Annotated in this window: 11 protein-coding genes; 3 read left to right on the top strand and 8 right to left on the bottom strand. The window is 41.6% G+C overall.

Annotated features, from left to right (window positions below; all coding sequences use genetic code 11):
- Positions 1 to 21: 21 nt before the first annotated feature.
- The gene (gene mce, locus OWEHO_RS10340) at positions 22 to 420 is read left to right on the top strand and encodes a methylmalonyl-CoA epimerase (protein ID WP_014202419.1); all 399 of its coding nucleotides are present in this window, start codon (positions 22 to 24) and stop codon (positions 418 to 420) included.
- Here mce and OWEHO_RS10335 read toward each other — a convergent pair.
- On the bottom strand, positions 380 to 994 hold the full coding sequence (locus tag OWEHO_RS10335) for an HAD family hydrolase (protein WP_041627554.1): 615 nt from the start codon (positions 992 to 994) through the stop codon (positions 380 to 382). The genes mce and OWEHO_RS10335 overlap by 41 nt on opposite strands.
- A 231-nt stretch (positions 995 to 1,225) precedes the next feature.
- On the opposite strand from OWEHO_RS10335, the gene OWEHO_RS10330 reads away from it, so the two are divergent.
- The gene (locus tag OWEHO_RS10330; RefSeq protein WP_014202417.1) at positions 1,226 to 5,368 is read left to right on the top strand and encodes a PKD domain-containing protein; all 4,143 of its coding nucleotides are present in this window, start codon (positions 1,226 to 1,228) and stop codon (positions 5,366 to 5,368) included.
- 164 nt (positions 5,369 to 5,532) lie between these two features.
- Entirely contained in the window at positions 5,533 to 6,879 is a 1,347-nt protein-coding gene (gene hemN / locus OWEHO_RS10325) for an oxygen-independent coproporphyrinogen III oxidase (RefSeq protein WP_014202416.1), read from the top strand.
- Between the two features lie 57 nt (positions 6,880 to 6,936).
- Here the strand turns inward: hemN and OWEHO_RS10320 are convergent, their stop codons facing one another.
- The 7 genes from OWEHO_RS10320 to ccoN are packed head-to-tail and all read right to left on the bottom strand — an operon-like array spanning position 6,937 to position 13,092.
- The gene (locus OWEHO_RS10320; RefSeq protein WP_014202415.1) at positions 6,937 to 7,155 is read right to left on the bottom strand and encodes a hypothetical protein; all 219 of its coding nucleotides are present in this window, start codon (positions 7,153 to 7,155) and stop codon (positions 6,937 to 6,939) included.
- 35 nt (positions 7,156 to 7,190) lie between these two features.
- A complete protein-coding gene (locus OWEHO_RS10315) occupies positions 7,191 to 7,883 on the bottom strand; it encodes a sulfite exporter TauE/SafE family protein (protein ID WP_014202414.1) in 693 nt (230 codons plus the stop codon).
- A 1-nt stretch (position 7,884) separates the two neighbouring features.
- The gene (locus OWEHO_RS10310) at positions 7,885 to 8,325 is read right to left on the bottom strand and encodes a FixH family protein (RefSeq protein ID WP_014202413.1); all 441 of its coding nucleotides are present in this window, start codon (positions 8,323 to 8,325) and stop codon (positions 7,885 to 7,887) included.
- Between the two features lie 25 nt (positions 8,326 to 8,350).
- Positions 8,351 to 9,763, bottom strand: coding sequence for a cytochrome c oxidase accessory protein CcoG (ccoG, locus tag OWEHO_RS10305; protein ID WP_014202412.1), 1,413 nt, complete (start codon positions 9,761 to 9,763; stop codon positions 8,351 to 8,353).
- A 38-nt stretch (positions 9,764 to 9,801) separates the two neighbouring features.
- The gene (locus OWEHO_RS10300; protein ID WP_014202411.1) at positions 9,802 to 10,761 is read right to left on the bottom strand and encodes a cbb3-type cytochrome c oxidase N-terminal domain-containing protein; all 960 of its coding nucleotides are present in this window, start codon (positions 10,759 to 10,761) and stop codon (positions 9,802 to 9,804) included.
- Complete coding sequence (locus OWEHO_RS10295) at positions 10,751 to 10,948, bottom strand: CcoQ/FixQ family Cbb3-type cytochrome c oxidase assembly chaperone (RefSeq protein ID WP_014202410.1); 198 nt, start codon at positions 10,946 to 10,948, stop codon at positions 10,751 to 10,753. The genes OWEHO_RS10300 and OWEHO_RS10295 overlap by 11 nt, the downstream gene beginning before the upstream one ends.
- 2 nt (positions 10,949 to 10,950) lie before the next feature.
- On the bottom strand, positions 10,951 to 13,092 hold the full coding sequence (ccoN, locus tag OWEHO_RS10290) for a cytochrome-c oxidase, cbb3-type subunit I (RefSeq protein ID WP_014202409.1): 2,142 nt from the start codon (positions 13,090 to 13,092) through the stop codon (positions 10,951 to 10,953).

The following is a 13,092-nucleotide window of genomic DNA, read 5'->3' as shown; positions in this document are numbered from 1 at the left end:
CTACAACTTTTAACATTCCCCATGGACAAAATAGAACACATAGGAATAGCCGTAAAAGACATTGAAGCTTCAAATAAACTTTTTGCAAGCCTATTTGGTGAGCCACATTATAAGATGGAAGAGGTGGCTAGTGAAGGCGTGAAGACCTCATTCTTTAAAACTGGCCCCAATAAAATAGAATTGCTAGAGGCTACCCACCCTGATAGCCCCATAGCCAAGTTTATAGAAAAGAAAGGCGAGGGAATACATCACATCGCCTTTGCTGTATCTGATATTAAAGCTGAAATAAAGCGCTTAAAAGCTGAAGGTTTTACGGTGCTCAATGAAGAGCCAAAGCACGGTGCCGATAATAAGCTTGTTGCTTTTATGCACCCAAAAACTACGAATGGAGTTTTGATAGAACTTTGCGAAGATCGTTAATATCATCTTCCTCGGGCTTAAAGTGCCAGGTTTCTATTCCCAGTGATTTTGCAGTTTTGATGTGCTTCTTTCCATCATCAATATAAAAAGTCTCTTCGGCCACAAGGTTATTGTCTTTCAATACTTTTTCAAATATTTCAGCGTCTGGCTTACGCATGCCCATTTCATAGCTGTAGTGCACATTTTCAAATTGACTGATAAATTGCTTGTATTCGAATAAACCCGCTTGCTGCTTAATATGGTTTATGTGAAGTTCATTCGTATTACTAAGTAGAAATATTCTGTATTCTTTTTTTAGTCTTTTCAGAAAATTCACGCGCTCACTTGGGAGTGGTTTTAACATTGAGTTCCAAGCTTCGCCCAGTTGGGGTGGGTATATTTTTCTAAAGAAGTAAGGTTGAATTTGAGCTAAAAATTCTGAGGTAGAAATTTTTCCCTTTTCGTATTTCTGAAATAATTTCTGCTGATCCTTTAGTTCATCCTTTGCGCCAAGCTCCTGAAATGCTGACCAAGTGAGGCTTTCGTCAATCGGAATTAAGACAGCACCAAAATCAAATAGTATGTTTTTTATCATTTCCCTTTGTGTGATTCGAGTGGCGCAAGGTAAATGATAAATTAAGCAGTGTGCAAAATTCATGGCGGCACATATTTGTTATGCACGTATAGCTTACGGTATAAGACTTTGCAGCTCTTCTCAAAAGGAAAATCCGCCATTTTATTGACATAGTAGGAGAAAATTAACTTTTTAGTCTTGTGGATTTTCACTTACTTCGATGTTTAATAACCCAATTTCTAATTTACTTATATGTTAAAAAAATTACTCAAAGCTACCGCGGTGTTGGTTGCACTGGTTGGTAGCGGGCCGTTATTCGGTCAAGCAGGAGACTATGCGTTTAGCACCTCCACAAGTACTTATACTCCACTAGGAGGGTCAGCAACGGCTGTGGATATTCTCGCTGATACCAGGTCAGATACCGTAGCCATAGGTTTTGATTTCTATTTTGAAGGTGTGGCCTATGACTCAGCATCCGTAGCTTCTGATGGCTTTTTGTCATTCGTAGTTGGAGCTAGTTCTACCCTATCTAATGATTTGGATAATGGGTCTGGAATTAGACGCCCGTTAGTTGCACCATTATGGGATGATCATGATGGTCGAGCGAATACTTCAGCGGCAGCTTACGAAGTTACCGGGGTAGCTCCAAATCGTGTTTTCACTTTTGAGTGGCGAGACTGGGAATGGAGTTATAATTCTACAGACTCTGTAGTATCGTTTCAGGTAAAGCTATATGAAACTACCAATGTTATTGAGTTTCATTATCGTTGGGAATGTGCAAACTGCATAACTAGTCCCGATGCCTCTATTGGTTTAAGTGGAGCAAGTACTTTTCTTTCTGTAACAGATATTAATACAGGTACACCCACTGCATCTAATACTACGGAGAATTCTTCGATTGACACCGTAGTTAGCAATCAAGTATTGACTTTTACTCCACCGGCATGTGCCAGCCCTGGGAATGTGGCCTATACTAACGTAAAGTCGGATAGCATAACTGTAAACTGGAGTGCTGCCGGAAGCGGCCCTTGGTATATTTACTGGGGTCCATGCGGCTTCGATCAAGCTTCATCTGGAGTTAATATTGATACTTCCTCAACTTTAAGTTTTATTGCACATGGCTTGTCTCATTCTACTAGCTATGAGTTTAGTGTTTTTGAAGATTGCGGAACAAATGGTCTAAGTGATACAACCGAAGGTGGTTGTGTAAACACCACTTGCCTTGTACAATCATTGCCATATAGCGAAAGTTTTGGTGCCAACCTTGGGTGTATGTCTGTAACTCAAAATGGAGGGACAACAGCCGACACATGGGAGTGGGTACTGGATTACCCAGACCTGTTTAGCGGACCACAAACTATTGATGGAAACCCAGGTTTTGCTTTTGTGGATAGTGATGGAGCAGGTTCTGGTGTGGATATGGACGAAATATTAGAAAGCCCAGAAATTGATGCTTCTGGAATAACTGGTGCCTTGGTATTAGAGTTTGATCAATACTACAGAAATCTAGGTGATACTGCTTCAGTGGATGTTTGGGATGGATCTCAATGGGTGAATGTGCTTAAGCAATCTGCTTCTGCCGGTTTATTTGGAAATCCAGATTTCCAGTCTATAGATATTAGTGCTTACGCTAATGCCAATTTAAAAGTTAGATTCCATTATTACGAAGCTAACTACGCATGGTATTGGGGTATAGATAATTTGCTTATTCATGAAGTTTTATGTCAGCCATCATCAAATCTTGTAGCTTATGCAACTTCATCAGATTCCATTGCTGTAACCTGGAACCCTGGCGCTGGTGTAAGTTATGGAGTGGAATACGGTCCGGCTGGTTTTACTCCAGGAACAGGAACTGGCATATCAACTACAGATACATTTGCAATTGCAAATGGCCTTACTACCCAAACTCTGTATGATTTTTATGTATATGATACATGTTCAGCTGGAAACAGCCTGCCTTTGGGACCTCTTACAGTAAGCACAACATGTCTAAAACAAACAATACCATATACCGAATCATTTGACACAGATCTTGGCTGTTTTGTAGTTACTCAAAATGGAGGAACCAGCAATGATACTTGGAACTGGGTATCTGAATATAACTCATTTAGCGGAGCTCAAACTTTGGATAATGACACAGGTTTCGCCTTTGTAGATAGTGATGGCGCAGGCATTGGAGTTGATATGGATGAAATGCTTGAGTCTCCGGCTATTGATGCTTCAGGTTTGCCGGGTACTACTGCTTTGATTCTTGAATTTGATCAATATTATAATGCATTAGGTGATACAGCTGCAGTAGACGTATGGGACGGTACACAATGGGTAAATATCTTAAAGCAGTCTTCAGATATTGGTGCTTTTGGTAATCCAGACCATCAGTTTATTGATGTTACCGCACATGCGAATGCAGATTTTAAAGTGCGTTTTCATTACTATAATGCGAACTGGGCTTACTACTGGGCTGTTGATAATTTTTCGGTATCCACATTACCATGTGGAATAGCTTCTGCACTTGATACGGGTGTGGTTACACCTAATTCAGCTGTTTTGAAATGGACATCTAATGGTACTTTGTGGAACATCCTGTGGGGACCTCCAGGGTTTAACCAAGCTTCTGGTAGCGGAAATAAAATTAGCGGAGTTTCAACTAACCCATATACTCTTACAGGTTTAGGTGCTGATTCTTGCTATAGTTTTTATGTTCAAGATACTTGTTCAGGAATAGGCTCTGGTCCATGGGTAGGTCCGTTTACTTTCTGTACGCCTCCAACTTGCCCGGCACCTACAAGCTTAGGAGTTGTTGCAGGTTCAATAACAAATAGCGGTGCGGACATTTATTGGACATCTGGTGGTGCTACCAACTATAATATTGAATATGGTCCAACAGGCTTTATAAAGGGTACTGGCTCTACAGTACAGGCTACTAATGATACCATTACCTTAAGTTCATTGAACTCAGCAACGAGCTATGAATTTTATGTGAGAGATAGCTGTAGCGCTACAGACACAAGTAAGTGGACTGGGCCAGTAAGTTTTGTTACATTATGTAATCCATTTGTTGCTCCTTATGTACAGAATTTTGATGCAGCGGATTGGGTAGCAGATGACGCGGACTTTAGTGCAACAAATAGTCAAATTGGCCTTTGCTGGGAAAGAACACCAAATAGCGGAACTAGCTATAGCTGGAGAGTACGATCTACTTCTACTGGGTCTAGTAGCACTGGGCCAGACAGCGATACTACCGGTGGTAGCTTCGTTTATGCTGAAGCATCTAGTGGTTTGAGTGGAGATTCAACTCAACTGATTTCTCCCCAAATTGATCTTTCAAACTTGAGTACACCTATTATGACATTTGCTTACCATTTTTATGGTAGTAATATCAATAAAATGTATGTGGCCATAGACGCGGGAAGCGGTTGGGTAACTGTTGATTCAATTGTAGGTAGCCAACAATCATCAAGCAGTGATTTGTGGATTAATGACACTGTTGACTTAGCAGGTTATATGAACCAATCGATAAAGGTTGCCTTTACTGCTATTTCAGGTGGATGTTGTGCAGGAGACCTTGCTTTAGATGCATTCTATGTAGGAGATCCTGTAACTTGCCTTTCACCTACAGCTGTAGCAGTAGCTAATGCATCATGTGATTCAGTAGAAGTAAGTTGGACGAGTGATGCAGCTAGCACATCCAGCTATATAGAATATGGTGCAAAAGGTTTTGCATTTGGTAGTGGAACTATAATAGCGAATGCTACAAGCCCACAAACTATCAGCGGATTGATGCTAGACACAGAGTATGACGTTTATGTAGTGGATAGCTGTAGTATGGATCAAAGTAATCCATCTTCGGTTGCTACTTTCAAAACTGACTCAGTAGGGCCAGTATTGGCAAGTTTCACCAATGTACAAACGGCAACTACTTTGGCTGACGCAATGGTTGATTTTGACGGATCGGGATCTACAGGTGATGGGCTTAGCTACGATTGGGATTTTGATAACGGAAGTACAGGAACAGGTATGAATGCTCAAGGTACATATACTACCAATGGGACTTACAATGTGATGCTTACTGTAACCGATCGTTGTGGAAACACCGATGATACCACTATCGTAATTACGGTGGCAGGTATCAGCATCATAGAAAATGAGTACAATGCAGGTATAGAAATGTATCCTAATCCAAACAAGGGATCATTTAATGTAAATGTGACTGATGGCTCTGGTGCATACACGATTGAAGTGGTAGACCTTAGCGGTAGAGTAATTTATCAGCAAGGAGACATTAATCCAGGAACTGCGCACAAAGTTGAACTTCAGAACAAAGCCAATGGGGTGTATATGGTACGCCTAAAAGGTAAAGGACTGAATGTAACACAGCGTATAGTGATCGACTAGTGATTTTTCTTTACAATAGATTTTTTTGAGAACGGCCTCGCAGCAATGCGGGGCCGTTTTTTTATGGTAGATAATGACAAATAACTGGGCGATTGCCTGACAATTATCATTTTCATGGAGAATGCGGCAAAGTACTTTTGACAAGTATTTTAAGACTTTAAATTATGGATGTTAAGCTGTTAGAAAAATATAATGTTCCTGTACCCAGATACACAAGCTACCCCACCGTGCCTCTTTGGGATACTACCCAAACTAGTGCCGAAAAGTGGATGGAACATGTGCAGATGAGTTTTGCCGCGAACAAGGAAATAAGCCTATACATCCACCTGCCTTACTGCGAAGCGTTGTGCACGTATTGCGGTTGCAACAAGCACATTACCAAAAATCATTTGGTGGAAGTGCCTTATGTAAATGCTGTACTCAAAGAATGGAGAATGTACACCAGCCGTCTTCCCGAAAAACCAGTGATTAGAGAAATCCATTTAGGTGGTGGGACACCCACATTTTTTGCTCCCGAAAACCTAAAGAAGCTGGTGGAAGGTCTACTGGAAGATGCTGAGGTGGCAGAGAAATATGACTTCAGTTTTGAGGCGCATCCCAACAGTACAACTTACGGCCACCTAAAAACTTTACGTGAATTAAGTTTTAACCGGATAAGTATTGGTGTGCAAGATTTTGATGCAGAAATAATGCGCATCATCAATCGCTTTCAAACTATTGAAGAAATACGCACGGTAACTACGCAAGCACGTGAGTTGGGCTACACTTCTGTCAATTTTGATTTGATATATGGGTTGCCCAAACAAACTTCCGCGCACATTGCTGTTAACCTGCAATTGCTGGAAGAATTTAGACCCGACCGAATTGCCTTTTATAGCTACGCCCACATTCCTGATGTAAAGAAAGCACAACGCGCCTATTCCGAAGCTGATTTGCCAATGGGCAGGGATAAGCTGAACTTATACCTTCAGGGAAAATCAGGATTGGAAAAGATGGGTTACAAAGACATTGGTATGGATCATTTTGCTTTGCCGGGTGATGAGTTATATCAATCATTCATGAAAGGAGAGCTGCACAGAAACTTCATGGGCTACACGCCTTATCATACTAGCCTGTGCATTGCACTTGGCGCCAGCAGCATTAGCGACAGCTGGACGGCTTACGCCCAAAATGAAAAAACGGTAAAGGAGTATTTACTAAGGGTAAAAACGGAGCATTTACCTCCCGTTATAAAAACGCATTTCCTTACCAATGAAGACCAACGTTTGCGCAAGCATATCTTAAACTTGATTTGCAATGATGAGACAAATTGGTTTAGCGAAAAGGAGCATTTTACCTTTGAAATTCAGAAGGCATTTGCAAGATTGGAGCACGATGGTTTGCTAAAGGTCTTTCCACATCAGGTGAAAGTTACAAGCTTGGGTAAAAGCTTTGTCAGAAATATTTGCAGGACTCTGGATGCCCGAATGGACAGGCACAAGCAGCAGGTTACATTCAGTAAGGCGGTATAGTTTTATTTGGCTGTAGCCGAATGAGCACAAGGGCGCAAAGCACTAACAGAAGAAGCTCTACTGATTTCTATTGTAATCATAATCTTCATAAAATCTTTCCTCAAAAGTATGGGTGGGGGTGTATGGCTCTTTCAGTGTTTTAAAAACCAAACAAATTACCAGCACAGGAGAAAGGCCAAGCAAAAACAAAGCGCCTTGTGTAAAACTTGAAATGATGACAATGCTATACACAGCAAGGAAAACGAATGAAAATCCTATGGCATTTTTAAGGCTCATATAAACTTAACATCCATAAAATGAGAATGTTCGGTTTATTTGCACACCTCGGTACTGGCTCCTGAGACGGGTTGTTGTGGAGAAACATAGGGAATCCCTAAGTCCATTCCTCTAAGGATAAGGAGTAGGGCGGTAATCACCACCATGGCAGGGATGATTTTTTGTACCATCTTTCCATTGGTATATAAAAACTTCAGTGCTCCAATATTCGCCAAAATGAGCAAGGGCAAGGTACCCGCTCCAAACAGAATCATATAAAAAAATGAAGCGCCAAGATTGGCAGAACTCATGGCCGGGAAAATTGCTAGATAAACCATGCCGCATGGCAGTAAGCCGTTTATGAGGCCGCTTCCGCTAAAGTAGAGGGCTCGTGCAGATTTGTTTTTTTGCAGACCTGTACGAAGTCTGCTAATAAGAGGATACAGTACTTTCAGAAGCTTTTTATCCAGCCTGAGTATATAGAATCCCGCGAAAGCGAAAAGAAGTAAGAGGCCGCTTAGAATGGAGGTTTCCTGTTGCCAGCTTTGTAAGCCCACGCCTTTGCCAATCACCCCGGCAAGTAAGCCCAGCACGCCATAGGTGAGTATTCTTGTGCTATGATATAGTGCAATATACCCGGTGTTCACATTTTTGTGAAATGCCCCCAAGGCCGCAGCTTGCAAAGGGCCGCACATACCAAAGCAGTGCAGCGATGAAACAAGACCCAAAAGGAAAGCACTCCACAGCATGTTAAAAAACTATTTCAGGGTCAAAGTAGTAGTCTACACCTTCGCAGTTGAGTTTTACTTTAGCTATCCATTTACCAGTGCTGAAGGTTGTAAAAGGTATCGCAAACTGATTTTCGGTAGTTGATTTTTTTTCAAAGTTAAAATCATTGTCAGCTTCTTGCTCATGATACATTTGCACTGCAAAGCTTTTTGTTTTGCCATCTAAATCTGCGGGAAGCACTAAGAAAACCTGCTCATCCGTCATTCGGAGCTTAGCCCTTCCATCAAGTTTTAGAGCATTTGTTTTTTGATTGATGATATCTTGATACACCAATTCATCAGCATAATATTCTTCGCTCACCAAATCAAAATCCTGCTGCATGGCCTTGTAAACCATAAAGCCCATAAGCATGGCAAAAAGTACAAGCGTAAGTGCGATTCCTGTTCCCCAATTAAATTTCATAATATGTTTTTCGATTGAAAAGGGCCTACCTCCTAACTATGGGCCCATTAAAACTTGTCTCTACTTCATCTATCATCACGCCTTGTTTAAAGATACCAATCTTCAAATCGGTGTTGTTACTTTCAAGGTCATCTTTTGCCAAAAAGATAATCATGGCTCCTTCGCTCAAATCCCCTTTGCCCAGCTCTATTGGGTTTGCCCCAATAAGCTGTAATCTACCTTTTGGCTCAAGTAATTTCACTTCCAGCTCCATATCCTCGGCAGTCTTGTTCACCATCTTGTAATTGTACAAATTGCTCAGCGTATCGGCACTTACCTTTTGGTAAAGTTGACCTGGAGTTCTTAGAATCAAAGTGTCTACAGCTGTTCTCCCTGCTAGTAAAAAGCCGAATAGCCCGGTAAGAATTACTAACACACCCAGATAGCCAATCACCCGAGCGGTGAGTATTTTCTTGGTATTGTTGGCAATGTTGTTTTCGCTGTCATAGCGAATCAAGCCTCGAGGACGGTTAATTTTGTCCATCACGTGGTCACAGGCGTCCATACAAGCTGTACAGTTGATACACTCAAGCTGGGTGCCGTTTCTGATGTCAATCCCTGTAGGGCATACTTCGACACATTGATTGCAATCAATACAATCACCCTTGCCTACGGCCTCTCTATCTTCACTTTTCTTGAACTTACTTCTGATTTCCCCACGCACATAATCGTATGCAATTACGATGGAGTTACGATCAAGCAGCACACTTTGTAATCTCCCGTAAGGGCAAACGATGATGCAAACCTGCTCACGAAACCATGCAAATACAAAAAAGAAAACACCAGTAAAAATGAGCATAGAGGCCAAGCCTGCAATGTGATTGACAGGATTGTCACTCACAATTTCCCACCAGGCATCGCGGCCAATTATGTACATCAAAAAGATGTTGGAAATTCCAAAGCTGATGGCGAAGAAGATACCATTCTTAAATACACGTTTTCTAATCTTCTCGGCATTCCACTTCATCTTGGCCAAGCGCATTTGCTGGTTTCTGTCGCCATCTATCCAGTATTCAATTCTACGGAATACGTGTTCCATAAAAATGGTTTGAGGGCAAATCCAACCACAAAAAAGGCGACCAAAAGCAACGGTAAATACAGCAATAAAAAGCACCCCAATGAGCATGGCTACCAAGGCTAATAAAAAGTCTTCAGGCCAAAATATCTTTCCAAACAAAATGAACTTTCGCTCTAAGATGTTGAACATCATAAAGGGCTCTCCATCAATTTGAATGAAGGGTGTGAATAGCAAAATTGCCAGCAAAATGTAGCTGGCAATTCTGCGGTAGTTGGTAAACTTTCCGTTTGTTTTTCGGGGATACAAAAACTTTCGTTTTCCACTTTCGTCAATGGTGCCGATGTGGTCTCGAAAGTTTGGATTTGGGATATGTACGCCCATGATTTATAGTTTACTGTATCGTTATAAAACGTTTTTCACTAAAGTGAAGACATCACCGCCTCAGCAGTTTCATCCTCAGTTTTTTCCATGGTGCTATCCACAGATTCCTGCGTTTCCTGTGGCACAGGAGTCATTTTTTCACCTTCCGGATCCTTTGGGTTTGGTGGATTAGTTCCTTGAAGACTCAGAATATATGATGCCACCTTTTGAATTTCCTGAGGCCCTATGATATCTTTCCAAGAAATCATCCCTTTTGCAGGAACCCCATATTTAATTGTTGCAAAAACGTCTTCGATAGCACCTCCATGCAACCAATACTCATCTGTAAGATTTGGGCCTTGGAGACCTCCTCCGTCAGCTCTATGGCAAGCTGCACAGCTTTGAGCAAATAATGCTCCTCCTTCTTTTATCAATGCTTCATCTGTTAACATTACTACCGAAGTTTCATCCACAAGATTAGCAGCCGTTTTTAGGTATTCTTCTTTGGCGATTTCTGCGGCCGCCATATCTTGCTCATACTCTTCAATAGTTGAAGGTGCTGTGTGCAAGACTTCAAAACGCAATATGTACACTACTGAGAATACAATAGAAATATAGAAGCCCCACAGCCACCATGGTGGAAGATTGTTGTCCAATTCACGAATGCCATCATACTCGTGATCCATTTCAATTTCAGACTCTTCCTCTACTGGCTTGGCATCTTGCAATTTTTGCCATAGGCGAGAGAAAACGTCATCACCAGTAGCTTCAGCTTCTTGTAATTCTTTAAGTTCCTCGAGTCGTCCTTCTTTGCGTAGGATATAGTATTTGATGCCCTCCATAGCCTGACTAACGGCAAAGAGTGCTAGTATCAAAAATGCTATAGCCACTCCCAAAATCCATGTCAGCGGATTTTGTATAAAGCTAGAGACATCACCCCTATCAAGAAAAGGTACAATAAGTGCTCCGACAAAAACAAGTAGGGTAAAACCCAAATAATATTTGCTGCTATTTTTCATGGTCGATGGGGTTTATAGGTTCGTCATCAAGCGGTATGTTGGCTATTTCTTTCATTCTGTTTTTGTCTGCTCTTATTACATAAATGAGCATTAAGAGAAAAAAGATGAAGAATATCAGGAAGGAAATGATGGGATAAATGGATATTCCATCAATAGTTTCCATGTGGTGTTTTATGAATTTTAGCATGATTAATCTTCTTCAGCAAGTTTAGTTTCCTGGGCCTTGATGTCCACACCTAATCTTTGTAGATAAGCAATCAAAGCCACTATTTCATCATCTCTCTTTATTTCTAAATCCTCGATTTGCTCACGTAACTCATTAGTTATTGCTTCTTGCTGTTGAGTCAAGTAAAATTCATAATTGTCAATATAGTCCTGCTCATAGGGAACACCCAATCCAGCCATCACTTCCAGCTTTTTCTGTGTATACTGGGTGTCAAGAGTGTTTTCAAACAACCACGGGTAACGAGGCATTATAGATTTATCGCTTGTATTAATTGGATTGAGCATGTGTTTATAGTGCCACTGATGTTGGTATTTACCTCCTACTCTATGTAAATCTGGCCCGGTTCGTTTACTTCCCCATAGGAATGGGTGATCGTAAACAAATTCACCAGCTTTAGAGTATTCACCATAGCGAGCAACCTCTGACCTAAACGGACGAACCATTTGAGAGTGACAAGCATTACAGCCTTCGCGGATGTAAATGTCCCTTCCTTCTAATTCCAGTACGGTGTAAGGTTTCACACTTTCAATCGTTGGAATGTTAGATTTCACCATCATGGTGGGTACAATTTCCAGAATACCTCCAATAGCTACAACCACAAGACTCCATACCATAAGCTGTATTGGACGTCTTTCAATCCAGCGGTGCCAGTGCTCGCCTCTTGGTTTTTCAAACACTTTACCGAAAGGTACAGCGCTGTCTTCTTCAGTTCTAAGGAATTTACCACTGCCAGCAGTGCGCATCACATTTACCACCATTATTAACATACCAATGATGTAAAGTCCGCCACCAAGAGCACGGAGTTTGTACATCGGGATAATTCGAGTAACAGTTTCTAGAAAATTAAAATAAACCAAAGTTCCATCCGGGTTAAATTCTTTCCACATCAAACTTTGGGTAAACCCAGCCACATACATCGGTAGTGCCCAAAATATGATTCCCAAAGTTCCTATCCAGAAGTGGGTATTGGCCAGTTTTTCAGAGTACAAGCTGGTTTGATATAATTTAGGAAGTAACCAGTACACCACGCCAAAAATCATAAACCCATTCCAGCCAAGAGTACCAATATGAACGTGTGCAGGAATCCAGTCGGTGTAGTGCGCAATGGCATTAATGTTTCTAAGGCTCAAAAGTGGCCCTTCGAGAGTAGCCATACCATAGCAGGTAAGGGCGACCACAAAGAATTTTAGCACGGCACTATCTCTTACTTTATCCCAGGCTCCACGCAAGGTGAGTAGTCCGTTTATCATACCACCCCAGCTAGGGAAAATCAACATAATAGAGAAAACGGTTCCAAGGCTTTGAGCCCAATCGGGAAGTGCAGTATAAAGTAGGTGGTGAGGGCCTGCCCATATATAAAGGAATATAAGTGCCCAAAAGTGTACGATAGAAAGTCGGTAGGAGTAAACCGGGCGGTTAGCGGCTTTGGGAACAAAGTAGTACATCATCCCCAGCACGGGTGTGGTAAGGAAAAAGGCTACTGCATTATGACCATACCACCATTGCACCAGTGCATCTTGTACTCCTGCGAAAGCAGAGTAAGACTTCATAAAAGATACAGGGATTTCAATGCTGTTTACAATGTGAAGCATGGCCACCGTAACGAATGTGGCGATGTAAAACCAAATGGCAACATATAGATGGCGCTCTCGTCTTTTGATGATCGTCCAAAACATGTTTACACCAAAAGTTACCCAGATAAGTGCAATGGCAATGTCAATTGGCCATTCTAGTTCTGCATATTCTTTAGAAGAAGTGAGTCCTAAAGGCAAAGAAATAACAGCTGCTAAAATGATAAGCTGCCAACCCCAGAAGTGAATTTTGCTGAGGAGGTTGCTGGCCATCGGGGTTTTGAGCAATCGAGGTAATGAGTAATAAACCCCGGCAAAAATGGAGTTTCCTACAAAGGCAAAAATGGCCCCGTTGGTATGCAAAGCTCTAAGTCTACCGAAGGTAAACCAGGAAGTGTCCAAGTTGAGGTCGGGAAAAACGAGCTGTAGAGCAATGGTGAGGCCTACAAGTAGGGCAATCACACCCCAGGCAATAGTTGCAATCAGGAAGTTGCGTGTCCACTGATTGTTGTAATAGAATGTTTCGCGCTGCAT

Source organism: Owenweeksia hongkongensis DSM 17368 (assembly GCF_000236705.1).
In the GTDB taxonomy this organism is placed as follows: Bacteria; Bacteroidota; Bacteroidia; order Flavobacteriales; family Schleiferiaceae; genus Owenweeksia; species Owenweeksia hongkongensis.
The sequence above is the reverse complement of the archived record's forward strand: the minus strand, read 5'-3'. Positions and strand labels throughout refer to the sequence as shown.